The following is a 24,197-nucleotide window of genomic DNA, read 5'->3' on the forward strand; positions in this document are numbered from 1 at the left end:
ATAATGAATTAACTAATGCTATCATGAGCTTATGAGAAAACCATTGATTACTTTAGTTAAATCTATTGCCCTTGAAGAGGTAGTTCCGCGTTACCGTCAAGTCAAACACCACCGTAAAGAAGATGGAAGCCTTTGTACTGAAGCGGATTTAATGACCCAGTCCTCCCTGTCTTTAGCGCTCCTTACTTTGAAAAACTGCCCCATTCTGGGCGAGGAAATGAGTACCGAGGAACAACAGAGTGTGTGGCAGTCGACTCCTGAGTATTTATGGTGTATTGATCCTATTGATGGCACCACAAACTTTACCCATGGCATCGATTACTTTGCTCTATCAGTGGCGCTTTTGCACCATGGATTACCTATCCTTGGCGTGGTCTATAACCCCATCACCGAGGAAGTATTTAGCGCTGAAAAGGGTGGCGGAGCTTTTTTGAATGAACAAAAAATAGTTAACGAATGTTCATTTAAGGCACTAGATGAAGCCATTGCTTCCGTTGATTTTAAGCGTTTGCCTTGGCCTCTTGCAGAACGTTTAAGTGTTAGTCCACCCTACTCCTCACAACGCAATTTTGGCGCCTGTGCCTTAGAATGGTGCCATGTGGCAGTGGGTAAGTTTGACGTGTATTTACATGGCGGACAGAAGCTTTGGGATTACGCCGCAGGCTCATTAATCTTACAAGAAGCTGGGGGAATCTTCACCACTTTGGACCATCAGACTTTTTGGAATATCACCAACCCGTGGAAAAGATCGGTGATTGCCGCCAAAAACCCCTTACTGTTTGATCAATGGCGTACTTGGTTAAATGACTTTAACCAACCAAAATAGTAGAGAGGTTATATCCCCTATGCCTAAAAAAATTTGGCTGATGAAATCAGAACCTGAAGAAGTCAGTATTGATGATGTGCTATCAATGCCTCAACAAACTGTGGCTTGGACTGGGGTAAGAAATTATCAGGCACGTAATTTTATGATGCGTGACATGCAACTCAACGATGTGGTTTTGTTTTATCATTCCAGTTGTCCTCAGCCTGGTATCGTAGGGATAGGTAAAGTGGTGAGTCACCCCTATCCTGATCAGACACAGTTTGATCCCCATTCAAAATACTTTGATGCGAAAGCCACTCTTGATAAACCCCGTTGGTTTCATGTGGACGTAAAAATCACTAAAAAAACTCGTTGGGTTGGCTTAAAAGAACTCCGAGAACAGCCAGAGCTGGCTAACATGCGTTTACTATCTAAAGGAAATCGTTTATCAATTACCCCGATTAGTGAAGAAGAGTGGTTAATTATCCATGAGCTTCTTACATGAAAGACTGAACTCTCTTCCAATTAAACTTAAGTGATAAAACATCCCTCAATTCATGACGATTCGATAACCAACAGATCACGATGGTTTGTAGAGGTATTACACGACTAGGTTTTATTTTGACAAGTACTGCCAAGCCTCAACATATTTACTGTATGTTGCTTGAATCACCTCATCCGTTAACGCTGGCGCCGGAGGCGTTTTATTCCAATGGATAGATTCTAACCAATTACGGACATATTGCTTATCAAAACTCTGAGGGCTCTCCCCTGGCTTATAAGTGATCTTAGGCCAAAAACGTGAGGAGTCCGGGGTGAGTACTTCATCCATTAAAACCAACTGGTTTTGTTCGTCAAGGCCAAACTCAAATTTTGTATCCGCTATAATAATGCCTCGTTGTAGCGCATAATCCGCTGCTCTCTGATAAAGCTTTACCGATACCTCTCTCACCTGCGTGGCAAGACTCTCTCCTACACGCTGACAGGCTTGCTCAAAGGAAATATTCTCATCATGTTCTCCCACTAGAGCTTTGGTGGCTGGAGTAAAAATAGGCTGGGGTAATTTGCCAGCGCGGGGCAGACCTTGGGGCAAAACAATACCACAAACCCGTTGACTTAACTGATACTCTTTCCAGCCTGATCCTTCTAAATAGCCTCTTACCACCGCTTCCAAAGGCACGGCTTTTAATCGTTTAACAACCACCGAGCGATCCTTGACCTGTTCTACTTCATTGGCCGCTACCACCGATTCAGGGGCAATGCCAGAGAGATGATTGCTGATTATGGGTTCAAACATTTTGAACCAAAACAAACTAAATTGATTTAAAATTTTTCCTTTTCCAGGAATACCATTGGGAAAGACCACATCAAAGGCTGATAAGCGATCTGTGGTAATCATCAAAAGGTGATCTGTTCCTACAGCATAAATATCTCTAACCTTGCCCTTGGCCACCAAGGGTAAGGAAGTAATAGTTGTTTCTATCAGTGCGTTCATAATAATGGTGAGTTATCGCCCACTTTAATAATTTTAAGGGTATTGGTGCCCCCCGGAATACCAATGGGGTCCCCTATGGTAAGAAGAATGATATCGCCAGTATCCACAACTCCCAAGGTTAACAGTTTTTTCTCTGTCATGGCAATCACTTCGGCAGAGGATTTATGTTCATGCTGAAAATCTATGGGGTAGACGCCTCGAAACAAGGTGACTCGTCGCTGCGTACTCTCATTGGGCGTTAAAGCATAAATCGGTACATCCATGTCTGAACGAGAGACCAATAGTGCTGTTGTACCACTTTGGGTAAGCGCCGCAATAGCTTTAACTTGCAAATGTCGCGTTGTATGAATGACGGCCCGCGCCACAGCCTTTTCCACTCGATCAATGGGGTCATTGTCTAAAATCATCACATCGGGCATAGCTTCTTTTTCTGCTTCATTACATACGCGAGCCATAGCCGCAATGGCTTCCACAGGAAATTGCCCTGCCGCCGACTCAGCAGAGAGCATCACTGCATCCGTTCCATCTAATACTGCATTAGCCACATCGGAGACTTCCGCTCGAGTGGGAACGGGGCTTGAAATCATTGACTCCATCATTTGCGTAGCCGTGATAATAGTGCGATTCATCTGTCTTGCTAAACGAATCATCCGCTTTTGTAGGGCAGGCACTACGGCATCCCCCACCTCCACAGCCAAGTCTCCACGGGCTACCATAATCGAGTCGCTCGCTCGAATAATATCCTCTAAGGCTTCAATAGCCTCTGCACGCTCAATTTTGGCTTGCATTTGAGCCTCCCATCCTGCCTCCTTAAGGAGGCGACGAGCATAGTGCATATCCTCTCCAGAGCGCGGGAAAGAAACGGCCAAATAATCCACTTTCAACCGAGCGGCAAGATGAATATCCTGAATGTCCTTATCCGTTAAAGCTGGGGCAGTGAGCCCACCACCTCGTCGATTTATGCCTTTATTGTTGGAGAGTACCCCACCTTGAACCACTTCTGTGAAGACTTCATTACCTACCACTTTGATGACGGTAAGCTCAATCTTGCCATCATCAAGCAGGAGAGCATCACCGGCCTTGACATCTTGTGGTAACGCTTTGTAATCAAGCCCTACTCGCGTGGCGTCTCCCAACTGACAATCTGCGTCGAGAATAAATGATGCCCCTGGCTGTAAAGTAATACGTTGTTCTTTAAACTTACCCACCCGAATTTTAGGTCCCTGCAGGTCACCAAGAATACCTACCGTTCGACCCAGTTTTTTTGCAATACTGCGGATCATTTCTGCACGCGCCAAATGGTCCTCGTCGGTGCCATGAGAAAAGTTAAGACGGGCCACATCCATACCCGCCATAATCATTTTCTCTAATACCTCTGGCGTACTTGATGCAGGCCCAATGGTAGCAACTATTTTTGTGCGTCTTGGCATAACCCACCTCTCCCTATGATTATTAATATTGCCTTAACCTTGCTCAGCTCTCTCTTCCAGAATTTTTACCGCAGGCAGATCTCTCCCCTCTAAAAATTCAAGGAAAGCCCCCCCACCTGTTGAAATGTAAGAGACTTGGTCGGCAATTTTATATTTCGCCACCGCGGCTAAAGTATCGCCACCACCAGCAATGGAAAAACCCTTAGAACGAGCAATAGCAAGAGCTAAGGTTTTTGTTCCCTCGCCAAACTGATCAAACTCAAACACACCTACCGGACCATTCCACACAATGGTACCTGCCGTTTCTAAAATAGTTGCTAACTGCTGGGCAGTTTTAGGGCCAATGTCAAAAATCATATCGTCATCAGCCACGTCATCGACACTCTTAAGCACCGCAGGTTCTTTTTCTGAAAAGGCTTTACCCACTACCACATCAACAGGAATAGGTACATCACCTCCTCGTGCTCTGGCCGCATCTATGATTTTTTGTGCCTCAGCCACCAAGTCTGGTTCTGCTAGTGATTTACCAATTTTTTTACCTGCTGCCAATAAAAAGGTGTTGGCAATACCGCCGCCCACAATCAATTGATCCACCTTTTCTGATAAGGTAGAGAGTACAGTGAGTTTTGTGGATACTTTAGAACCCGCCACAATGGCTACCAATGGCCGTTTAGGCTCTTTTAAGGCTTGTCCAAGGGCGTCCAGTTCTGCAGCCAAGAGTGGTCCCGCGCAGGCTTGTTTAGCAAATTTTGCAACGCCATGCGTAGAGGCTTCAGCGCGGTGAGCCGTGCCAAAAGCATCCATCACAAACACATCGCATAGGCTTGCCATTTTCTTTGACAAGGCCTCATCGTCTTTCTTTTCCCCTGGATTAAAGCGCACATTTTCAAACATCACTACTTGCCCTGGCGCTACATCAGGCATGCTTTGCAACCAGTTTTGTATGAGTTTGACTTCGCGGCCAAGAAGCTGTGATAAATGCGCCGCTACAGGTTTTAAAGAAAACTCCTCTTCATAGACGCCCTCTGTGGGACGCCCGAGATGAGACATGAGCATCACGGCAGCATTGTGTTTAAGGGCTAACTCAATGGTAGGCAGGCTAGCTCTAATTCGGGTATCGTCAGTGATTGCCCCATCTTTTAACGGTACATTAAAATCGACGCGAATTAAATAGCGCTGCTGTGCGAGGGATAAATCCTGCATACGTAATATAGTCATAATTAATGGCTCTCCGAAGGATTATTTTGAGGCCATCCAAGCTGCGGTCACATCTAACATACGATTACTAAACCCCCACTCGTTGTCGTACCAGGATAATACTTTAACTAAATTACCACCGGATACCTTGGTTAAGCCGGCATCAAAGGTGCTGGAGGCGGGGTCATGATTAAAGTCCACTGATACGAGAGGGGCTGTATTGTAGTTTAATATTCCTTTGAGAGGTCCCTCTGCTGCACTTTTCATAATGGCATTGATTTCTTCCACCGTGGTGTCACGGGCTGCCTCAAAAGTTAAATCCACTAAAGAAACGTTGATAGTGGGAACACGAACCGCAAAACCATCGAGCTTACCGTTTAATTCAGGCAAGACTAGGCCCACTGCGGCCGCGGCACCTGTTTTGGTAGGAATCATAGACATAGTGGCTGAACGGGCACGATGCAAATCGCTATGATAAACATCGGTTAATACCTGATCATTAGTATAAGAATGAACGGTTGTCATAAGGCCTTTAACAACGCCAATGGCTTCATGTAAGGGTTTTACTAAAGGAGCCAAGCAGTTGGTGGTGCAAGAGGCGTTTGAAATCACGCTCATGGATGAATTGAGTACCTGGTGATTCACTCCATACACCACGGTAGCATCTACGTCTTTACCACCAGGAGCTGAAATAATGACTTTTTTAGCGCCACCGGTTAAATGAGCGGAAGCTTTTTCCTTGGTGGTGAATAATCCCGTACATTCAAGAATCACCTCAGCACCTACGCTGGTCCAAGGAATATCAGCGGGATTACGCTGTGAAAATACTTTGATTTTGTCACCATTTACAACGATAGAATCCCCCTCAACATGTACCTCCCCATGAAACTTACCGTGGGCAGTGTCGTAACGTGTTAGGTGGGCGTTAGTTTCAGAGTTGCCTAAATCATTAATAGCTACCACCTGAATATCTTTTCTACCCGATTCATACAATGCCCGCAACACATTGCGTCCAATACGACCATAACCATTAATACCGATACGAATTGCCATAATTACTCCCCCTAATGAGATTTTTTTAAAAACGTTCACCACTTCAGTTTTTTGGTGGATACTTAAGTAGTGTTATAAAACTGTCATCATAAAATAGTATACGAGTCACATGTAAATAGTATAAGATATTCTTATACTTAAGAGGCATCCTAATGCATTTCACTTTCCGTCAGTTACAAATATTTGAATCCGTTGCCAGGCATCTTAACTTTTCTCGCGCTAGCGAAGAGTTGCATCTAACCCAGCCTGCCGTATCCATGCAGATTAAACAACTGGAGGATCTAGCAGGACTTCCTCTTTTTGAGCATATGGGTAAACGTATTTTCTTAACTCATGCCGGCAAAGAACTGTTTGAACATACTAGAATTATAGCCAAACAAATGAAAGAAGCGAGAGAGGCTCTTGAGAGTTTAAGGGAAGGAGTAAGTGGTCGACTTGATATTGCCATCATCAGTACCGCTAAATACTTTGCTCCTAATCTTCTGGCGCGCTTTTGTGAGCAATACCCAGCAGTACAATTAAAACTGTCCGTTAACAATCGTGCTGGCATTGTGGAGCAATTAATGGAAAATGATGTAGATTTTGCCATTATGGGACAGCCTCCTGAAGGGATGGATTTAATTCATCAACCCTTCGCCAGAAACGCTCATTTAATTGTGGCACCACCGCATCACCCTCTGACTGAAGCCAAAAGACTCACTCTTGAGAGAGTCGCCGCAGAGCCTTTTCTGTTAAGGGAAAAAGGCTCTGGAACGAGAGAGCTGTTTGAGCGCTATCTGTCCCAACACGGACTAGTTGTCAAACCCCGGATGGAAATGAGCAGCAATGAGACGATTAAACAGGCTGCTATCGCCGGCATGGGTATCGCCTTTCTGTCAGAGCACACCATTACCTTGGAGCTTGAAACACATCGGTTGGTGACTCTGCCTGTGCCAGGCTTTCCCATTGTGCGTGATTGGCATCTTGTTCACCATAAAGATAAACGTCACTCCCCTGTGGCACGGGCTTTTAAACAATTTCTCTTAGAGGTGGCTCCCGTCATGCTAAGCCCTCCTACTCAAGCAAACAAAGATGACATCACTACTTAACCAACTCTCAATGCTACCCCTTGCAGAATAAGACTGGCTAAACGTTTCGATAAATACAACCGTGTTTCAGTCCTCTCAGCGGAGTTTGTGTTACTCACGACATTCCTTCATTGACTACGGTTTAATCAAACCTGATATTGACTACCCTTAATTATGGGTTAATTAATCTAATTATCATTTTCTTAGAAGGGTATGTTGGGCGTGATTAAAATCATGGTTGGCCACAGAACGGGTTAAAATTATCATGACCGGTTAGGAAACACATGGAGATAGAAGACGATAAAGCAGAAGGATTATCGGTTGCTTCCCTCCTTAGCCTTTAGCACCCATGCATTGAAGAATCTTTATAAGGCTACAACTTAGAGAAAATCCCCCCGCTAAGCCGTCCGGTTAGCATCTTGAACCCAGGCTCTATAAGAGTGGCGACTTACCGAAGTCATCAGGCGCATCCCATGGGACGCGGCACAACAAACTTCATTAGAATAAATCTCCAGGTTAGATGATTATCGGTTCAAAGAATTTATAACCGTAACAAACTTAACAGGGGATTATTAGAATAGATTATCTTGCTCATAAAAACAACGCTCCAAGCGGGTTTCTAATGACTTTATTTTTTGTTTCACGTCATTAACGTCCCAAGAGCTCACCGCTTTCATTTCCAACAACTCGAACATGCAATTAATACCCGCCATGATAGCAGCCCCTTCAGGGCCCATACCTTGGCTTTTCTCTTTAACTTCTTGTATACGACGGATAAACTCATTGGCCGCCTGTTCAAGTAATAATTTTTGATCAGTATCGCAGGCTAAACGGTAAGAGCGATCAAAAATCTTAAATTCAACCACAGCATGGTGTTGGCGCTCTGAGCTCATTCATGGTCTCCAGCTACTTTATTCATGAGTTGGTGTAAACGGTGTTTGGCTTCTTCAACTTTATCGCTAAGGTGCCTCATTTCATCTATTTTTTGTAATAGATCTTGCCTGAGCTGAAGATTCTCAGCGCGTAAGGAATCACATTGCGCAATAGCACGCTCAATCTTCTTCTCTAAGTTAACAAAATGTTTATCCATACACCTCGCTAAGATTTAAGGTCATCCTGATGGTGTTGTGCTGGCACTAATCCAGCAATCACTTTCGCCACATAACTCACTAACATAATGGGGAGTACCCAGAAGAAAAAAGACTCCACTGACTGGTAAGCCCAAGTTAAATAATAGTTCACAAAACCACTAAAATTGTGCGGCGATTGCGTTTTCAATATATAGAAGCTACCACTTGCAATAGCCTCTGCCACCAAAATACTGAGGAAACTGATCATCGTGTTTAATAAACTCTGAAGCATGGTAACTGGGGTTTTAACACCGACCCACACGCCTGCCAACCACAATACACCGTAGGCAGGAAATATAAATAGATATGACCAACTAATATAAGCCCCTGTAGCGGCACCAAGACTAATCGTGAGGCCATCTATGAGTGCCACCAATAAAATAAAATATACATACCAACTAAGTCGACGTAAAAAGACTCCCCCTAAATACATCACAGCGAAGGCGGCAGGTGGAAAGTGGTAAACAGACATAAAATGATGGCTTTGAGTTGCCAGCACTATACATGTAAAGAAAAGAGCAATTAATATTTTCTGGAAAACTGTATTCATTATTAACTCGGAGGTTTTTGCTTTCATGTATCTTAACAGATTCGCTCTTCGTCGGTGTTAACAAAGGTAAGCTATACTGTATTAATTATTGATCCTTAGACAAATCTATCACTGTGAGTAAATTGACTGTTTCTTTATTAAATACTGGCCTATATCGCCGTTTACTTCGCCAAGTGGTGCCCTACAAAAATCAATTTGCCTTGGCTATAGTGGGCATGGTGATTACTGCGGCCACAGAACCCACTCTGCCAGCATTACTCAAACCTTTATTGGATAAAAGCTTCGTTCATAAAGATCCGGTTTGGATGCATTGGGTTCCTCTTATGCTGCTCGGGCTATTTGTAATTCGTGGCGTAGCAAACTTTATCTCAAAATTTGCCATGAACTGGGTGGGGAACAAAGTAGTCATGGATCTGCGCACAAAAATGTTTGAACGCTTGCTACATGTGCCTGTTTCTTATTTTGATGAACACCCGGCTGGCACCCTCATTTCGAAACTAATTTATGATGTCAGTCAAGTGATGACCGCTACCACCTCCGTCATCACTAATTTAGTCACCGACACCTTTGTGGTGATTGGTTTACTAGGTTGGTTATTAATTCTTAATTGGAAACTCACCAGTATCACTCTCCTTGCAGCGCCGCCCATTGCCTTTTTAGTGAAACGAGTAAACAGTAAATTAAGACAAGTTAACCGCGCTACACAAGATGCCATGGGAGGCATTAGTACCGTGGTGGATGAAACCATTAATTGTCAAAAGGTGATTAAAGTTTTTGGTGGCGCTGAATTAGAGTCGGAAAGATTTCATCAAGCAAGTAATTTAGTACGTCGTTTAAATACCAAACAAGCCGCCACTTCCGCCGCGAATGTTCCGTTAGTCCAGTTTTTTGCTGCGATAGCCATTTCAATCATTGTTTGGATGGCCACTCTTCAAGCAGGAGCAGATGAAACGACAGTAGGTGGTTTTGTATCATTTATCACTGCCATGATTATGTTATTGGCTCCCTTAAAGCGTTTATCTGACATCAGTGAATCCTTACAAAGGGGGCTCGCTGCAGCGGAGAGCGTTTTTGAATTAATTGATGAGCGCATAGAAATCAACGATGGCAATCATGCGATTCATGCTGTTCAGGGTGAAATCCGTTTTGATGAAGTGACTTTTCAATATAAAAATCAATCACGACCCGCTTTAGACCGAATTCAACTCACTATTCGTGCAGGAGAAACCGTGGCCCTAGTAGGGCAGTCAGGCAGCGGGAAAACCACTCTTGCTAACCTTATTCCACGCTTTTACCAGCCTCAACGTGGCACGATATTTATAGACGGACATCCCTTAAATGCTCTCACCTTAGAGAGTTTAAGGTCCCATATTGCGGTAGTCAGTCAGGACGTGGTGCTGTTTAACGATACTATTGCTCATAATATCGCCTATGGGCCGCTGCGCGGAACCTCCTTGGATAACATCAAAAAAGCTGCCAAGGCCGCCCATGCCCTTGAGTTCATTGATATGCTGCCGCAAGGTCTTGAAACCTTAGTGGGTGAAAATGGCGCTCGTCTCTCTGGCGGGCAGCGTCAACGCATAGCTATCGCTCGCGCTCTTCTTAAGAATGCGCCGATACTCATTTTAGATGAAGCCACCTCAGCTCTTGATACCGAGTCAGAACGCTTGGTTCAAGCCGCCCTTGAAACCTTAATGAAGGGACGCACCACAGTGGTCATTGCTCATCGGTTATCCACCATTGAGGCCGCTGATCGGATTCTTGTTTTAAAGCAAGGACAGATTGTGGAAATGGGACGCCATCAAGATCTATTGGTTCAGGATGGTTACTACACTAAATTATGGCGTATGCAATCTTTAGCTAGCGCTTAAGCCATAGTTTAGCATAACGATAAAAGGTGGTCTGAGCGTTACTCACTGCCAATAAAAACCCAAAGCCTCCATCTAGAAAACCCGCCCTTAAAAAATAAGTGCGTATGAATGCCCATAACCCCTTGAGGGTTGCTATGGTTAAGGAGGCTTTTCTTCCTTTATCAAACAGCATGTCAGCACCAAGAGTTGAATAGTGATTGGTTTTGGCTATCACTTCCTCAAGAGTGTCATAGGTGTAATGAATGAGAGGATGGCGCAAGGTCCCCAAGGGTTTATCGGATTCTAAGCGCTCATGCACTCGATCTAAACTGAAAGTAGCATCGCCGCGCTTAAATAACCGAACCACATAATCTGGCCACCATCCACCATGACGCATAAAGTGACCGCAGTAACTGGAGGAACGCGGTATCCTAAAAACTGTAAAGGATTGACGCGCTATCACTTGTTGTATTTCTTCTTTGAGCTCTGGGCTTACGCGCTCATCGGCATCGATAGATAAAACCCACTCTTGGGTTGCATGGTGGAGGGCTAAGTTCTTCTGAAAACCAAAACCTTGCCAATGACTATTTACATGGACAATAGCACCACAGGCTTGCGCTTTAGCTACCGTATCATCACTGCTACCGCCATCAATGACAATAATTTCATCGGCAAAGCTCACCGATTCTATACACTTCACGATGTCGTGGGATTCGTTTTTAGCAATAATAATGACCGACAAACTCATCGTTGTCTCCACGCTTGATACCACGTAACAAACTTAAGAAGACCTTCATGTAAACTGGTTTTAGGTAATGGGCCCACTAAAGCTCTCAAGCGCTCATTACTGGCATAGGTTGACAGCACATCACCCTTTTGAAAAGGTTGCCAATCAATGAGTGCTTTTTTATTAAGTAGTCCCTCCAGCTCTGTAATCATATCCATTAGCAACACCGGCTCTTCATGACCAATATTTAAAATACGCCAAGGGGCATGACTGGTGGCAGGATCAAGCGCGAACTCTGTATCCTGCTGATTGGGTGTTGGAGGGCGATCGAGTAATGCCACTATACCCTGCACAATATCGTCAATATAAGTAAAGTCACGATACATCTGCCCTTGATTAAATACTGTAATAGGTTGGTGATCAAGCATCGCCTGAGCAAACTTAAAGTAAGCCATGTCAGGGCGACCCCAAGGGCCGTAAACAGTAAAAAAACGCAGTCCCGTGCAGGGAATGGCAAATAAATGACTATAGGAATGAGCCATGGCCTCATTAGCGCGTTTGGTGGCAGCATAAAAACTCAAAGGATGATCGACTCCCTGTCCTTCATGCCACGGCATACTGAGGTTTGCTCCGTAGACACTAGATGAACTCGCAAAAAGTAAATGCTGAACAGCATAATCACGACACATTTCTAAGATAGTTAAAAACCCAGTGATGTTGCTATCCACATAGGCTTGGGGCGCTTGCAAAGAATAGCGAACCCCTGCTTGTGCCGCCAAATGGATAACATACTCAATAGAATGTTGCGTAAAAATCTGTTCTATAAACGAACGATCTTCTATTTGCCCTTGATAAAAAGCAAAACTATTAAAGGAGCGCAATCGGTTTAACCGAGCCTCCTTGAGGTCGATGGAGTAATAGCTATTTAAGTTATCAACACCCATCACACTATGACCCATTTCAAGCAGCCTTAATGCGGTATGCATGCCGATAAATCCTGCCACTCCTGTCACTAGGATTTTCATTGGATTATTCTAACATGGTGTAGGATTAGTAAATTTTAAGAATAATTATGCTCAAATCATTCTTGGCAAGAGTTCAATTCTGTCAAATTTCCAACAAAATATAGCCAGTTTAATGCCAGCATCCTACAATGCTCTCATGACAAAACTTCTACTAATTAAAACCTCATCATTGGGGGATGTTATTCATGCACTACCTGCTCTAACGGATGCCCTACGTTTTAATCCATCCCTTAAAGTGGATTGGCTCGTAGAAGAATCCTTTAGAGATATTCCTCAACTTCACAAGGGTTTAAATCGAATTCAAGCTGTTGCACTGCGACGCTGGAAAAAGCATTGGCTACATATTTCCAATTGGTACGAATTGGTTAACGTTATAAAAAACATCAATACAGAATCCTATGATCTGTCCGTGGATTGCCAAGGTTTGCTGAAGAGTGCACTGCTTTGCAGAGTATTACCTGGACTTCGCCACGGTTATCACTGGGACAGTATTCGTGAACCCTTGGCGTCCTTGTGCTACCAATATACCCATCATATCTCCTGGCAGCTTCATGCGGTGGAGCGTAATCGTCAATTATTAGGACAGGTATTGGGGTACACTCCTGATACTCCTGTTGATTACGGAATTGTCGCGCCTCCTTTATCACCCACTTTGCGACCTAGTACCCCTTGGGTAGTATTTCTTCATGCTACAAGCCGAACCAGTAAAGAGTGGCCAGTGGATTCATGGATTCGCTTAGGGCATCATTTAGCACGCATGGGGATTACCGTTTTACTTCCTTCAGGAAACATTAAGGAAGAAAATAGAGCACAACACATTGCTCAACAGATTGATCACGCCATCGCACTACCAAGACTCGATCTCACCACATTAGCGAGCCTATTACAAGAGGCTGAGTGGGTGGTTGGCGTTGACACGGGACTTACCCACCTAGCAGTAGCTTTAAAACAAAAAGTCATTGCAATTTATACGGACACCGATCCACAAGCTACTGGAGTGTATGGTGGCGAACGGGCCACTAATGTTGGTGGAATAGGTATGGTGCCTGATGTGGAATCTATTTTAAAATTGTGTCTATGATTCGTTATCGTTTTATTATTGCCCTTCTCTTACCCTTTGCTTTTTTACGCCTGCTGTGGAAAAGTCGCCTAGATTCACGTTATCGTCAACACTGGTTAGAGCGTTTAGGTTTTATTCCATTGATTAAACAAGGCCCTGTAATTTGGCTGCATGCCGTCTCAGTGGGTGAGACTCGAGCTGCTGTTTCTTTAATTCAACAAATTAACATCTTATATCCAGATCATAAGATTATTCTCACCCACATGACCCCTACTGGAAGGAGTACAGAGGAAAGAGTTCTCAACACTTTAGCTTTGCGTTATTACCTTCCCTATGACACACCTGGTGCTGTAAAACGTTTTTTAAATCGTCTTCAACCTGACTTGGGGATTCTGTTAGAAACCGAAATTTGGCCTGAATTAATTAGTCAATGCCACCAACAGTCTATTCCCCTTTTATTGGTCAACGCTAGGTTATCGCAACGCTCCTATGAGCGCTACCAACGTTACCAACCCTTAACAAAAAACATTTTGCAGCAGCTAAGCGTTATTGCTACCCAGTCGGCCCAAGATGCCGAGCGCTTTAAACTATTAGGCGCTCAAGAGGTGGTAGTGGTTGGCAATATCAAATTTGACGCAGCAAGAGCACTACAACAAAACTCCCAGGACAATCTAAGACGGTTGTGGTCTCAAGAGCGAAAAGTATGGCTTGCCGCAAGTACCCGACCCGGTGAAGAAGAAATCATCATTAATCTTTTCCAGCGCTTGAATATAGAGCATCAACTGTTAATCCTTGTTCCTCGACACCCACAACGCTTTCAAGAGGTGGCCGCGCTGCTCCATAAGAAAAATATTCGTTTTATACGCCGCAGCCAACAGCAACCGATCCCAGATAACGTAGGGGTATTGTTAGGTGACAGCATGGGTGAGATGGGTAACTATTATCAAGGGGCAGATCTTGCCGTGATGGGCGGCAGTATCTTACCCTTTGGCGGCCAAAATCTTATTGAAGCCACCGCCATGGGTTGCCCTGTGATTGTGGGTCCACACACTTATAACTTTCAAGAAGCGGTGCATTTCGCCTTGGATGCAGGAGCTGCAGTGCGTTTTGAAAAAACCGACGAATTATTGAGTATCATTCCACAACTCTTAAATGACACCCGCAAAAGAACCGCTATGGGTGAGGCTGGACAACACTTCACCCTCACCCATCAAGGTGCCACCAGCACCATTTTGACACTAATCCAACGCCAAATAGCCCACAGCAAACTATGAACAAAGCCTTTACTAAAGAAACAGATCAGGATGAGGATGAGCCGCAACCATCTGGTCCACCCATCAAAGGCCCCAATTACATCACACCCGAAGGGTTTGCGCGCCTTCGAGCTGAAATGGAGTGGCTCATTCGTGAGGAACGTCCGAAGATAGTGGAAACGGTAGCCTGGGCAGCCTCTAACGGCGATCGCTCTGAAAATGGCGATTATATCTATGGCAAACGTCGCCTCAGAGAAATAGATCGACGATTGCGTTTTTTAGTTAAACGCTTAGAAATAGCTCAAGTTGTAGACCCCTCGTTGCAAAAGGGTAATGATCAAATTTTTTTTGGCGCCTATGTGTTAATGAGCGATGACCAGGGTCATGAGCAGCGTCTACAAATTGTCGGCATTGATGAAACCAATCCTTCAATGGGTAAAATCAGTTGGATTTCCCCCATCGCTAAGGCCCTATTAAAAGCTCATGAGGGGGACCATATCAGTTTTCTTAGCCCTTCTGGCAGACGGGAGATAGATATTCTATCGGTGAGCTATGAAGAAGAGTGATTAAAACTCAAAACGTGACGCTTTCGCTATGTGATGCAAAGCCGGAACCACCGTTTCGAATAACACTTCACTATGATAATCCTTCTCACCCACACGTTTAATCCGAGTCACTGCCATGGTGGGAGAAACACCCACTACCGCCACCAACGTCCCGCCAACCGCTAGCGTATCAAGAAACACTTGGGGTAATTGTGGCACTGAACCGCTTAACAAAATTGTATCCCAAGTTTTTGCATCACCATAACTTTTAGCGCCATCACCAATGATTACGGACACATTATGATGGCCATGGTGGGTTAATTTAGTTTGTGCTTGTTGGGCCAAATCATGGTGAATTTCAAGGGTTGTCACAGAATGAGCTAAGCGGCTGATGAGCGCTGCCATGTAACCGCTACCGGTACCAATTTCCAATACCTTATGATTATCCTTTAAGGCCAGCGACTGAAGAAGTCGCGCCTCTAATTTAGGAGAGAGCATCGCTTCTCCATGGGCAAGAGGAATTTCGGTATCCATAAAAGCCATATTCCGATACTGCTGAGGAACAAAATCTTCTCTTTTTACCTCATACAACAAATCAAGAACAGTAATGTTTAGCACATCCCAAGGACGAATTTGTTGCTCAACCATATTAAAACGGGCTTGCTCAATATTCACGAATGACTCCAAGGCGTTTAAAAAACTTTATTCTACCAAAAACCTTAAATTTAAAAAGAAACTCTCTCGTTAAGGGACGAAATCTACTTTTCAAGGTACACTCATAGTCTAATTCATTTGTTATTATTTGCTGGAGTTATTTGTCCATGAATGCAAAACCCCCATTTTTATCACAAAACGCTAGCGTTGATGAGAATGCCATTCAACCTCTGCCGCGCTCACGGAAAATTTATGTTACCGGCTCTCGCCCTGACATCAGGGTTCCAATGCGGGAGATTTCACAAAACCCAACCCCGAGTCAACAGGGTGATGAGTCGAATCCTCCGATCACTGTTTATGATACCTCAGGCCCCTACACTGACCCACAGGTCAATATTGATATTCGCCAAGGCCTCAATGCCTTGCGTGAAAAATGGATTGAAGAGCGTGGTGATACGGAGTTATTAACAGGACCCACTTCTACTTTTGGGCAAGAACGCTTAACGGATCCGCAACTAGCAAGTTTCCGTTTTGAATTAAAACGCCAACCACGCCGTGCACTACCTGGACACAATGTGACACAAATGCACTATGCACGTCAGGGTATTATTACACCTGAAATGGAGTTCATAGCCCTACGTGAAAACTCGCGACGTGAAGAAATGCTGGAAGCATTTAAGGCACAAGGACAAGACATCCATCGCCTACTCGCTGAGCAACATCAAGGACACTCCTTTGATGCCGCCATACCCGCTCTTATTACACCAGAGTTTGTACGCTCAGAAGTGGCTCTTGGACGAGCTATAATTCCTGCCAATATTAACCATACTGAAATAGAACCGATGATTATTGGTCGTAACTTCTTGGTTAAAATAAACGCTAATATTGGTAATTCAGCGCTGGGTTCTAGTATTCAAGAAGAAGTTGAAAAAATGACTTGGGCTATTCGCTGGGGTGGGGATACTGTGATGGATTTATCCACCGGTAAAAACATTCATGAAACCCGCGAGTGGATTATTCGTAATTCACCAGTCCCCATTGGCACAGTGCCCATCTATCAAGCCTTAGAAAAAGTAGATGGGAAAGCCGAGGAGCTTACCTGGGAAATTTTCAAGGACACCTTAATTGAACAGGCAGAACAGGGGGTAGATTATTTTACAATCCACGCTGGTGTTCGCTTAGCTTACATTCCCCTTACCGCCCAGAGAATGACAGGAATTGTGTCACGCGGTGGCTCTATCCTCGCTAAATGGTGTTTGGCGCACCATAAAGAAAACTTCCTCTATACCCATTTTGAAGATATTTGCGACATCATGAAAGCCTATGATGTGAGCTTCTCCTTGGGTGACGGCCTTCGCCCAGGATCCATCTATGACGCCAATGATCGTGCTCAAATCGCAGAACTGGAGACCTTAGGGGAATTAACCACCATTGCCTGGCGTCATGATGTACAAACCATGATTGAGGGACCTGGGCATGTACCGATGCATAAGATCAAAGAAAATATGGACTGGCAATTAAAGCTTTGTCACGAAGCTCCTTTTTATACCCTTGGTCCTCTCACCACAGATATAGCACCCGGTTATGACCATATCACCTCAGCCATAGGAGCCGCTATGATCGGCTGGTTTGGTACCGCCATGCTCTGCTATGTGACACCCAAGGAGCATTTGGGATTGCCTGATAAAAACGATGTGAAGGACGGCATCATGGCCTATAAGATTGCCGCCCATGCGGCGGATCTGGCTAAGGGCCATCCTGGAGCACAAATCAGAGACAACGCGCTCTCTAAAGCGCGCTTTGAGTTCCGCTGGGAAGATCAATTCAATCTAGGTCTTGACCCAGATAAAGCCCGTGAATTCCATGATGAGACACTGCCTCAAGAGGGAGCTAAACTGGCTCATTTTTGCTCCATGTGTGGTCCGCATTTTTGTTCTATGAAAATCACACAAGACGTCCGTGATTACGCGAAATCCGTTGGCGTAAGCGATGAGCAAGCGCTCACTCAAGGCATGGCTGAAAAAGCCCAGGAATTTAGTCATACTGGGCATGATTTATACAAGAAATTGTAGGGGTAAGTATGAGTAGTTTATTACTGATAAAAGCGGCACTATTAGGGACCGTGGAGGGATTAACGGAGTTCTTACCAGTATCCTCTACGGGCCATTTGATTTTAGCAGGTAGCTTATTACATTTTAATGATGAGAAGGGCAAAGTATTTGAAATCGTTATACAATTTGCCGCTATTTTAGCGGTGTGTTGGGAATATCGACGAAAAATTTCACAGGTTATTACTGAGTTACCCAGCCAAAAATCAGCACAACGCTTTGTGGCCAATCTCCTACTCGCTTTCTTACCCGCCGCAGTATTAGGCTTACTTTTTGCAAAAAAAATTAAAGCGTCTTTATTCGCACCTCTGCCAGTTGCCTTGGCTTTTATCATCGGCGCTTTCTTTATTTTATGGATTGAGTCAAGACAAAACAAAACCATCATTCATCGTGTGGACGATATGGATTGGCGAACCGCCCTGAAAATCGGTTTTTGCCAATCCTTAGCCTTGATTCCCGGCACCTCACGCTCAGGGGCCACGATTATGGGAGCTTTGTTTTTTGGTTTATCCAGGCAAGCTGCCACAGAGTTTTCTTTTTTTCTCGCCATCCCCACTTTGTTTGCAGCGACACTCTACGAAGTTGTTAAGTATCACCACCTCTTTCATCGTGAAGATATTACTCTCTTTGCTGTAGGCAGTTTATTTTCTTTTATATTTGCTTTTGTCACTGTTCGCGCGCTCTTACGCTTTGTCAGTGGTCACCGCTTCACCTCTTTTGCTATCTATCGAATTTTGTTTGGCGTATTAATTCTCATTACTGCCTACCAAGGATGGGTAGATTGGAGTAATGGTTAGATTTCAATCATTTCAAAATCTTCTTTCCTAGCGCCGCATTCCGGGCAGACCCAATTCACAGGAACATCTTCCCAACGGGTTCCTGGAGCTAACCCTTCCTCAGGGTCGCCCTGTTCTTCATCGTAAATATAACCACAAATAAGACATAAATAGGTTTTAAAAGGTGCTGCTGTATTCATACTTTTCCTAAAGAATTGAGTTAAAATGATAAGACATAGGTTAGTCAACAGAGTTTAACTGTGCTAACACATAAAACAAACATCATAAAACCGGACGCCCTTAAGAGCAACTGTATCATGACCACTCCACCACCCGCAGTGCTTGTCTTCGCCGCCACCGATCCTAGCGGAGGGGCCGGATTACAAGCTGACATTATGACTTTATCCAGTATGGGATGTCATCCTCTATCGGTAGTCACCGCCGTCACCGTCCAAGACACCACAGGCGTGGAAGACATTTTTCCTCTGGATGCAGAGTGGGTGGCGGATCAAGCGCGCTGTATTCTTGAGGACGTGCCAGTGGCTGTGTTTAAGCTTGGGGTACTGGGCAGCCTTGAGAGTATTGCGGCCATTGCTGAAATTGTCTCTGATTACCCAGAGATTCCCTTGGTGCTGGATCCCATCTTTGCAAGTGGTCGCGGTGATGAACTGGCTTCTGAAGACATGATCGCTGCTATGAAAGATTTAATCATTCCTCAGTCCACTATCATCACGCCAAACACCCTTGAAATACTGCGACTTACCGCCGATGACAGTCAAGAAGAAGACCATCAAGACTTAAACCTGGCGGCCGAGGAAATTCTCGCCACAGGTTGTGAATACGTCCTAATTACGGGAACTCACCATCATACTACGCAAGTGATCAATACTCTCTACGGCCGTGAAGGCGTGATTCGCGCCGATGGTTGGGAGAGACTAGCTGGTAGCTACCATGGCTCAGGATGCACCTTAAGCTCTGCCATCGCTGCAGGTCTCGCGCAAGGCTTAGACATTGCCGAAGCCGTGGCTGAGGCACAGGAATATACCTGGCAAACCCTAAAAGACGCCTTCCGTTTGGGGATGGGGCAACGAATACCAGATCGCTTATTCTGGGCACGAGAGGATCGGCAAGCGGGTGACACACATTAAATTCGCAACACCAACGGGTCTTTATGCCATTACGCCAGAATCCTTACCCTTGCAAGAACTCCTTGGCTGGGCAGAGATTCTATTGCAACATGGGGTATTGTGGTTTCAATACCGCAGAAAACATCTCTCTGCACCAAGACAACTGGAGGAAGCACGATGCCTTCAGGAACTGTTACTGGAACACCACGGTTATCTTATTATTAACGATAACGTGGACTTAGCCCTGGAAGTTAACGCCTATGGGGTTCATTTAGGAGCAGAAGATTTGTCTCTTAGCGAATTGGCAAAACACTATCACAATCACTCGCTAATGGTGGGGGCTTCTTGCTATCAAAGCCTAGAATTAGCTCAGAGGGCTCATGAAAATGGCGCCCATTATGTGGCTTTTGGCAGTGTTTTTCCATCAACCACCAAACCCCATGCTCTGGCAGCACCCTTAACCCTCTTTCGCTCTCATGAGTGGAGTATCGCTCAAGTTGGGCTAGTTGCCATAGGCGGTATCACTCCCCATAATGCAGCGCAGGTCTTAAATGCCGGAGCACAAGCCATTGCGGTGGTGAGTGCTCTGTCAAACCTAGAGCGGTTGAGTACTACCATCCAACAATTTCAACAACTTATTACTGAATCAAGGATGCACCATGACCACGTCCAATGAAAAGCTATTTGATCGCGCCCAGCTGGTAATCCCAGGTGGGGTCAACTCACCCGTGCGCGCCTTCCGCAGTGTAGGAGGAACGCCACGTTTTTTTAAAAAAGGAAAAGGACCCCGTTTTTGGGACGCCGCAGGGCAAGAGTATATTGACTATGTGTGTTCTTGGGGTCCTTTATTACATGGCCACGCTAATCCAGAGATTGTTCAAGGCGTATGTGCGATTGCTCAAGACGGCATGAGCTTTGGTGCACCCACGGAGCTTGAAATTAATCTTGCCGAGCGCCTTATCTCTCTAATGCCCTCCCTGGAAATGGTTCGTCTCACAAGCTCTGGCACAGAGGCCACTATGAGCGCCATTCGGCTCGCGCGCGGTTTCACCGGTCGCACGAATATAGTTAAATTTGATGGCTGTTATCATGGTCACGGTGATGCGCTGCTAGTTAAGGCAGGCTCCGGAGCCCTCACTCTTGGGCAACCTGACTCAAAGGGTATCCCTGCTGATTTAGCTTCGCACACGCTAGTCTTACCCTACAACGATGTGGATGCTTTACAAGCATGTTTTAAAGAATATGGCGACAGTATTGCAGCCATTATTGTGGAACCTATTGCGGGTAACATGAATATGGTACTGCCTCACCATTCTTTCTTACAGACTTGTCGTGAGGTGACTCAAGAATACGGGGCAATACTTATTTTTGATGAAGTGATGACAGGTTTTAGAGTGGCTCTGGGAGGAGCACAGTCCATTTATGGTATCACCCCAGACTTAACCACATTGGGTAAAGTAATTGGTGGTGGCATGCCGCTTGCCGCTTTTGGTGGTAGACGTGAGATCATGGAGCATTTGGCTCCTTTGGGTCCGGTTTATCAAGCGGGTACACTGTCAGGTAATCCTGTTGCGGTGACCGCCGGTTTAATTAATTTACAACTGGCGAGTGAGCCAGGTTTATATGAACGCCTAGGAGACATGACACGAGCGGTGATGGATGGTATCACTAATATTGCTGAGCGGTATGGTTTTAATCTGTCATCGTGCGCCGTAGGTGGCATGTTTGGCTTACATTTTCAAGCACAATGCCCAACGAATCTCAAGGAAGTGATGGGTGCCGATAATGCGTTATTTAAGCGATTTTTCCATGGCATGCTTAACGAAGGAGTGTATTTTGCACCCTCAGCCTTTGAAGCAGGCTTTGTGTCCACGGTTCATGGTACCCAAGAACTTCACGAAACCCTTGAGGCAGCAGAAAAGGTATTTTGCCAACTGGCGAATTAAGGATAAAAGACAGTGAATTTTCAGCAAGCTAAATTTTTTATTACTGTCAACGACTGGCAGGGCTTGCCCCCAGATAATATTGTGGAAGTTGCCTTTGCCGGTCGCTCTAACGCCGGCAAATCCAGCGCCATTAACTGTTTAACGCAGCAAAGAAAACTGGCCTTTACCAGTAAGACTCCCGGAAGAACGCAGCATATTAACTACTTTTCACTGGGAGATGACTGCTTTTTAGTGGATTTACCAGGATATGGCTATGCTGAGGTGCCACTCTCAGTGAAGTTGCATTGGCAAAAACTGCTGTCTCAATACTTAACCTATCGCGACTCACTCCGGGCCTTGGTGGTGTTAATGGATATTCGTCACCCATTGACCCCTTTAGATCGTCAGTTACTTGAGTGGTTTGAGCCCACAGGCAAACCCTTACTTATTTTGTTAACTAAAGCGGATAAGTTGGGTCGAGGTGGACAAACCAAAGTATTACAAGAGGTGAAAGAGGAGTTAAAATCCTTAAAGCTCCCTTATCACGTCATACCCTTTTCTAGTCATAATCGTCAGGGCTTTGATGAGGTGACGGAACTGCTACATTCTTTTTTCAAAAAAGACAATGAAGGCAATAACTTAGAAAAAGAAGGGTAAAAAAAACCCCCTACAATTGGGAAGGGTAGGGGGTGAAGGCCTTTATAAGATAAGGCACCTGCATAGGGAGAGAGCAGGTGTTGGTCATTAATAATAATAATGACTAACACCGTTATAGAGTGAGGGTTAAATGATAAAGTTCAATCATTTTTAATTTTTAAAGGAATTGTGTATGCACGTATTAGGTAAATTTCCGATCCGTCGCCCAAGACGTAACCGTTTCGACTCTTTTACGCGCCGTCTTGTTCAAGAAAATACGTTAATAAACAATGACTTAATCTATCCTGTCTTTGTTATTGAGGGGATAAACAGTGAGCAAGTAGTGCCCTCGATGCCCGGTATCCACCGACAAAGTATCGATAAACTGTGTTTTACTGCTGAGCGTTGCCTGCGCCTCGGTATTCCTGCTTTAGCTTTATTTCCAGTGATTGATAGCAGCAAAAAAACCCTCAACGCCGAAGAAGCGTGGAATCCTGAGGGATTATTGCCACGCACCGTGCACGTGCTTAAAGAACGCTTTCCTGAGCTTGGTCTCATCACGGATGTGGCCCTTGATCCTTACACAAGTCACGGACAGGACGGCATTATTGATGAGCGTGGGTATGTGATGAATGAAGACACTCTCAATGCATTGGCTAAACAAGCCCTGGTAGAAGCTCAGGCCGGGGCAGATGTGGTGGCTCCCTCAGATATGATGGATGGACGAGTGGGAATAATTCGTGGGGAATTGGACAAGCATCACTTTATTCATACCAGAATCATGGCCTATTCTGCCAAATATGCCTCTAGTTTCTATGGCCCTTTTCGTGATGCAGTGGGGTCGGCAAAACAGCTGGGTAAAGGCAGTAAAGAAACCTACCAAATGGACCCTGCTAACAGTAACGAAGCTCTCTGGGAAGTAGGTCTCGATTTAGAGGAAGGGGCTGATATGGTGATGGTAAAGCCTGGTATGCCCTATCTCGACATTGTTTATCGCGTAAAAGAAACCTTTAAGGTTCCTACTTTTGTTTATCAAGTGAGCGGTGAATACGCTATGCTTCAAGGAGCCATTAATTCAGGCTGGCTGGATAAAAAGTGTATTGTAGAGTCGTTGTTGGCTTTTAAACGGGCAGGAGCTGATGGAATTCTCACATACTTTGCCATTCAAGCCGCTGAAATGTTGCAGTCCTCTTGATTAATTAACTCTTGTAACTGCCTTATACGCGCTCGATCCAGAGCGCGTTTATCCGTGTTCTTAGGAATTAATCGCTCAGCATTTTTGGGGAACACATGTAAGTTGATAACAACCCCTTCTTCATCAAACGAATAGATCTCAACATTAAATGTGCGCTCACCCAGTTTTACCGCCCTACTCTGACCACTAACCTCTATTCTTTGATTTAACAGTACTATTTCAAGCTCTTTCTGGAAGTCAGAATAAAGCTGAATCGTAATATCGCAATGAGTTCCAGGGTGACCACTTAACACTGCCCCCACAAGATAGGGGTTAAACTCCTCAAATCTTTGCATGATCTTGAGGGCCAGGCGACGCAATTGTGCTCGTCTTTGAGGTAACTCTTGTCCCTGATACAGACTTTGCCAACTTCTTAAGGCTGCCTCAATCTCATGCTTATCTGGTAAATGTTGTGCCTTATGGACCCCAGCTTGACGAGCAGCTTTTCGTCTAGCTTGATCAAAATCCAAAGAACCGTCCTCGGCCAGAATTCGCGCCGTTAAGTAAGCCAACTGTTCACGTTGGCGTGCTTTACCTTGTGCCATAGTGG

At 44.9% G+C, this 24,197-nt stretch carries 26 protein-coding genes and 1 other RNA gene; 14 read left to right on the plus strand and 13 right to left on the minus strand.

Annotation, left to right across the window (positions count from 1 at the left end):
- Nucleotides 1–31 precede the first annotated feature (31 nt).
- Both FERRO_RS01980 and FERRO_RS01985 read left to right on the plus strand, forming a co-directional pair.
- Nucleotides 32–826, plus strand: coding sequence for an inositol monophosphatase family protein (locus FERRO_RS01980; protein WP_056929187.1), 795 nt, complete (start codon nt 32–34; stop codon nt 824–826).
- 19 nt (nt 827–845) lie between these two features.
- The gene (locus FERRO_RS01985) at nt 846–1,310 is read left to right on the plus strand and encodes an EVE domain-containing protein (protein ID WP_056929772.1); all 465 of its coding nucleotides are present in this window, start codon (nt 846–848) and stop codon (nt 1,308–1,310) included.
- Between the two features lie 111 nt (nt 1,311–1,421).
- Here FERRO_RS01985 and FERRO_RS01990 read toward each other — a convergent pair whose 3' ends face one another.
- The 4 genes from FERRO_RS01990 to gap are packed head-to-tail and all read right to left on the minus strand — an operon-like array spanning nt 1,422 to nt 5,980.
- Nucleotides 1,422–2,300, minus strand: a complete 879-nt coding sequence (locus FERRO_RS01990; RefSeq protein WP_056929188.1) for a phosphoribosylaminoimidazolesuccinocarboxamide synthase — start codon at nt 2,298–2,300, stop codon at nt 1,422–1,424.
- Nucleotides 2,297–3,730 carry a pyruvate kinase gene (gene pyk / locus FERRO_RS01995; RefSeq protein ID WP_056929189.1) on the minus strand — a complete coding sequence of 478 codons (1,434 nt, stop codon included), beginning with the start codon at nt 3,728–3,730 and terminating at the stop codon, nt 2,297–2,299. Before pyk ends, FERRO_RS01990 begins: the two co-directional genes overlap by 4 nt.
- A 33-nt stretch (nt 3,731–3,763) precedes the next feature.
- Nucleotides 3,764–4,948 carry a phosphoglycerate kinase gene (locus tag FERRO_RS02000; protein WP_056929190.1) on the minus strand — a complete coding sequence of 395 codons (1,185 nt, stop codon included), beginning with the start codon at nt 4,946–4,948 and terminating at the stop codon, nt 3,764–3,766.
- 21 nt (nt 4,949–4,969) lie between these two features.
- Nucleotides 4,970–5,980, minus strand: a complete 1,011-nt coding sequence (gene gap / locus FERRO_RS02005; protein WP_056929191.1) for a type I glyceraldehyde-3-phosphate dehydrogenase — start codon at nt 5,978–5,980, stop codon at nt 4,970–4,972.
- A gap of 152 nt (nt 5,981–6,132) precedes the next feature.
- On the opposite strand from gap, the gene FERRO_RS02010 reads away from it, so the two are divergent.
- The gene (locus FERRO_RS02010; protein ID WP_056929192.1) at nt 6,133–7,068 is read left to right on the plus strand and encodes a LysR family transcriptional regulator; all 936 of its coding nucleotides are present in this window, start codon (nt 6,133–6,135) and stop codon (nt 7,066–7,068) included.
- Between the two features lie 367 nt (nt 7,069–7,435).
- Here the strand turns inward: FERRO_RS02010 and ssrS are convergent.
- The 4 genes from ssrS to FERRO_RS02025 all read right to left on the minus strand — a co-directional run bounded on the left by ssrS (nt 7,436) and on the right by FERRO_RS02025 (nt 8,727).
- Nucleotides 7,436–7,618: non-coding RNA, 6S RNA (ssrS, locus tag FERRO_RS09900), on the minus strand.
- Nucleotide 7,619: 1 nt separating this feature from the next.
- A complete protein-coding gene (locus FERRO_RS02015; RefSeq protein WP_056929193.1) occupies nt 7,620–7,940 on the minus strand; it encodes a cell division protein ZapA in 321 nt (106 codons plus the stop codon).
- Complete coding sequence (locus FERRO_RS02020) at nt 7,937–8,137, minus strand: hypothetical protein (protein ID WP_056929194.1); 201 nt, start codon at nt 8,135–8,137, stop codon at nt 7,937–7,939. Before FERRO_RS02020 ends, FERRO_RS02015 begins: the two co-directional genes overlap by 4 nt.
- 8 nt (nt 8,138–8,145) lie before the next feature.
- The gene (locus tag FERRO_RS02025; RefSeq protein WP_152975682.1) at nt 8,146–8,727 is read right to left on the minus strand and encodes a hypothetical protein; all 582 of its coding nucleotides are present in this window, start codon (nt 8,725–8,727) and stop codon (nt 8,146–8,148) included.
- Between the two features lie 113 nt (nt 8,728–8,840).
- On the opposite strand from FERRO_RS02025, the gene msbA reads away from it, so the two are divergent.
- Entirely contained in the window at nt 8,841–10,598 is a 1,758-nt protein-coding gene (gene msbA, locus FERRO_RS02030; protein ID WP_204374717.1) for a lipid A export permease/ATP-binding protein MsbA, read from the plus strand.
- Here msbA and FERRO_RS02035 read toward each other — a convergent pair.
- Both FERRO_RS02035 and FERRO_RS02040 read right to left on the minus strand, forming a co-directional pair.
- A complete protein-coding gene (locus FERRO_RS02035) occupies nt 10,588–11,325 on the minus strand; it encodes a glycosyltransferase family 2 protein (RefSeq protein WP_056929196.1) in 738 nt (245 codons plus the stop codon). The genes msbA and FERRO_RS02035 overlap by 11 nt on opposite strands.
- Nucleotides 11,322–12,329 (minus strand): NAD-dependent epimerase/dehydratase family protein, encoded by a 1,008-nt coding sequence (locus FERRO_RS02040; RefSeq protein WP_056929197.1) that lies wholly within the window; start codon nt 12,327–12,329, stop codon nt 11,322–11,324. The genes FERRO_RS02035 and FERRO_RS02040 overlap by 4 nt, the downstream gene beginning before the upstream one ends.
- A gap of 136 nt (nt 12,330–12,465) precedes the next feature.
- Between FERRO_RS02040 and waaC the strand changes: the two genes are divergently transcribed.
- The 3 genes from waaC to greB are packed head-to-tail and all read left to right on the plus strand — an operon-like array spanning nt 12,466 to nt 15,208.
- Nucleotides 12,466–13,410, plus strand: a complete 945-nt coding sequence (gene waaC / locus FERRO_RS02045; RefSeq protein ID WP_160318085.1) for a lipopolysaccharide heptosyltransferase I — start codon at nt 12,466–12,468, stop codon at nt 13,408–13,410.
- Complete coding sequence (locus FERRO_RS02050) at nt 13,407–14,663, plus strand: 3-deoxy-D-manno-octulosonic acid transferase (RefSeq protein ID WP_056929199.1); 1,257 nt, start codon at nt 13,407–13,409, stop codon at nt 14,661–14,663. The genes waaC and FERRO_RS02050 overlap by 4 nt, the downstream gene beginning before the upstream one ends.
- Nucleotides 14,660–15,208 carry a transcription elongation factor GreB gene (gene greB / locus FERRO_RS02055; RefSeq protein WP_056929200.1) on the plus strand — a complete coding sequence of 183 codons (549 nt, stop codon included), beginning with the start codon at nt 14,660–14,662 and terminating at the stop codon, nt 15,206–15,208. The genes FERRO_RS02050 and greB overlap by 4 nt, the downstream gene beginning before the upstream one ends.
- Here the strand turns inward: greB and FERRO_RS02060 are convergent, their stop codons facing one another.
- Entirely contained in the window at nt 15,209–15,862 is a 654-nt protein-coding gene (locus FERRO_RS02060) for a protein-L-isoaspartate O-methyltransferase family protein (protein WP_192839850.1), read from the minus strand. It lies immediately after the preceding gene.
- 146 nt (nt 15,863–16,008) lie between these two features.
- On the opposite strand from FERRO_RS02060, the gene thiC reads away from it, so the two are divergent.
- Both thiC and FERRO_RS02070 read left to right on the plus strand, forming a co-directional pair.
- Entirely contained in the window at nt 16,009–17,913 is a 1,905-nt protein-coding gene (gene thiC, locus FERRO_RS02065; RefSeq protein ID WP_056929201.1) for a phosphomethylpyrimidine synthase ThiC, read from the plus strand.
- Nucleotides 17,914–17,921: 8 nt separating this feature from the next.
- Nucleotides 17,922–18,746, plus strand: a complete 825-nt coding sequence (locus tag FERRO_RS02070) for an undecaprenyl-diphosphate phosphatase (RefSeq protein WP_056929202.1) — start codon at nt 17,922–17,924, stop codon at nt 18,744–18,746.
- On the opposite strand, the gene FERRO_RS02075 is transcribed toward FERRO_RS02070, so the two are convergent.
- Nucleotides 18,743–18,925, minus strand: coding sequence for a rubredoxin (locus FERRO_RS02075; RefSeq protein ID WP_056929203.1), 183 nt, complete (start codon nt 18,923–18,925; stop codon nt 18,743–18,745). The two genes, FERRO_RS02070 and FERRO_RS02075, sit on opposite strands and share 4 nt — an antisense overlap.
- Before the next feature lie 117 nt (nt 18,926–19,042).
- On the opposite strand from FERRO_RS02075, the gene thiD reads away from it, so the two are divergent.
- The 5 genes from thiD (at nt 19,043) to hemB (ending at nt 23,608) form a co-directional block, all read left to right on the plus strand.
- A complete protein-coding gene (thiD, locus tag FERRO_RS02080; RefSeq protein WP_056929204.1) occupies nt 19,043–19,873 on the plus strand; it encodes a bifunctional hydroxymethylpyrimidine kinase/phosphomethylpyrimidine kinase in 831 nt (276 codons plus the stop codon).
- Nucleotides 19,860–20,528, plus strand: a complete 669-nt coding sequence (gene thiE, locus FERRO_RS02085) for a thiamine phosphate synthase (protein WP_056929205.1) — start codon at nt 19,860–19,862, stop codon at nt 20,526–20,528. Before thiD ends, thiE begins: the two co-directional genes overlap by 14 nt.
- Complete coding sequence (hemL, locus tag FERRO_RS02090; RefSeq protein WP_056929206.1) at nt 20,512–21,798, plus strand: glutamate-1-semialdehyde 2,1-aminomutase; 1,287 nt, start codon at nt 20,512–20,514, stop codon at nt 21,796–21,798. Before thiE ends, hemL begins: the two co-directional genes overlap by 17 nt.
- Nucleotides 21,799–21,810: 12 nt before the next feature.
- Nucleotides 21,811–22,434, plus strand: coding sequence for a ribosome biogenesis GTP-binding protein YihA/YsxC (yihA, locus tag FERRO_RS02095; RefSeq protein WP_056929207.1), 624 nt, complete (start codon nt 21,811–21,813; stop codon nt 22,432–22,434).
- Between the two features lie 172 nt (nt 22,435–22,606).
- On the plus strand, nt 22,607–23,608 hold the full coding sequence (gene hemB, locus FERRO_RS02100; RefSeq protein ID WP_056929208.1) for a porphobilinogen synthase: 1,002 nt from the start codon (nt 22,607–22,609) through the stop codon (nt 23,606–23,608).
- On the opposite strand, the gene FERRO_RS02105 is transcribed toward hemB, so the two are convergent.
- Nucleotides 23,578–24,192 carry a hypothetical protein gene (locus FERRO_RS02105; RefSeq protein ID WP_056929209.1) on the minus strand — a complete coding sequence of 205 codons (615 nt, stop codon included), beginning with the start codon at nt 24,190–24,192 and terminating at the stop codon, nt 23,578–23,580. The genes hemB and FERRO_RS02105 overlap by 31 nt on opposite strands.
- Nucleotides 24,193–24,197: the final 5 nt, after the last annotated feature.

It is taken from the genome of Ferrovum sp. JA12 (assembly GCF_001431705.1).
GTDB lineage: Bacteria > Pseudomonadota > Gammaproteobacteria > Burkholderiales > Ferrovaceae > PN-J185.

Bases quoted from the DNA above. Each gene is read 5' to 3' on its own strand.
- FERRO_RS01980 (WP_056929187.1), top strand. From the start codon at position 32: ATGAGAAAACCATTGATTACTTTAGTTAAATCTATTGCCCTTGAAGAG.
- FERRO_RS01985 (WP_056929772.1), top strand. From the start codon at position 846: ATGCCTAAAAAAATTTGGCTGATGAAATCAGAACCTGAAGAAGTCAGT.
- FERRO_RS01990 (WP_056929188.1), bottom strand. From the start codon at position 2,300: ATGAACGCACTGATAGAAACAACTATTACTTCCTTACCCTTGGTGGCC.
- pyk (WP_056929189.1), bottom strand. From the start codon at position 3,730: ATGCCAAGACGCACAAAAATAGTTGCTACCATTGGGCCTGCATCAAGT.
- FERRO_RS02000 (WP_056929190.1), bottom strand. From the start codon at position 4,948: ATGACTATATTACGTATGCAGGATTTATCCCTCGCACAGCAGCGCTAT.
- gap (WP_056929191.1), bottom strand. From the start codon at position 5,980: ATGGCAATTCGTATCGGTATTAATGGTTATGGTCGTATTGGACGCAAT.
- FERRO_RS02010 (WP_056929192.1), top strand. From the start codon at position 6,133: ATGCATTTCACTTTCCGTCAGTTACAAATATTTGAATCCGTTGCCAGG.
- FERRO_RS02015 (WP_056929193.1), bottom strand. From the start codon at position 7,940: ATGAGCTCAGAGCGCCAACACCATGCTGTGGTTGAATTTAAGATTTTT.
- FERRO_RS02020 (WP_056929194.1), bottom strand. From the start codon at position 8,137: ATGGATAAACATTTTGTTAACTTAGAGAAGAAGATTGAGCGTGCTATT.
- FERRO_RS02025 (WP_152975682.1), bottom strand. From the start codon at position 8,727: ATGAATACAGTTTTCCAGAAAATATTAATTGCTCTTTTCTTTACATGT.
- FERRO_RS02035 (WP_056929196.1), bottom strand. From the start codon at position 11,325: ATGAGTTTGTCGGTCATTATTATTGCTAAAAACGAATCCCACGACATC.
- FERRO_RS02040 (WP_056929197.1), bottom strand. From the start codon at position 12,329: ATGAAAATCCTAGTGACAGGAGTGGCAGGATTTATCGGCATGCATACC.
- waaC (WP_160318085.1), top strand. From the start codon at position 12,466: ATGACAAAACTTCTACTAATTAAAACCTCATCATTGGGGGATGTTATT.
- FERRO_RS02050 (WP_056929199.1), top strand. From the start codon at position 13,407: ATGATTCGTTATCGTTTTATTATTGCCCTTCTCTTACCCTTTGCTTTT.
- greB (WP_056929200.1), top strand. From the start codon at position 14,660: ATGAACAAAGCCTTTACTAAAGAAACAGATCAGGATGAGGATGAGCCG.
- thiC (WP_056929201.1), top strand. From the start codon at position 16,009: ATGAATGCAAAACCCCCATTTTTATCACAAAACGCTAGCGTTGATGAG.
- FERRO_RS02070 (WP_056929202.1), top strand. From the start codon at position 17,922: ATGAGTAGTTTATTACTGATAAAAGCGGCACTATTAGGGACCGTGGAG.
- FERRO_RS02075 (WP_056929203.1), bottom strand. From the start codon at position 18,925: ATGAATACAGCAGCACCTTTTAAAACCTATTTATGTCTTATTTGTGGT.
- thiD (WP_056929204.1), top strand. From the start codon at position 19,043: ATGACCACTCCACCACCCGCAGTGCTTGTCTTCGCCGCCACCGATCCT.
- hemL (WP_056929206.1), top strand. From the start codon at position 20,512: ATGACCACGTCCAATGAAAAGCTATTTGATCGCGCCCAGCTGGTAATC.
- hemB (WP_056929208.1), top strand. From the start codon at position 22,607: ATGCACGTATTAGGTAAATTTCCGATCCGTCGCCCAAGACGTAACCGT.
- FERRO_RS02105 (WP_056929209.1), bottom strand. From the start codon at position 24,192: ATGGCACAAGGTAAAGCACGCCAACGTGAACAGTTGGCTTACTTAACG.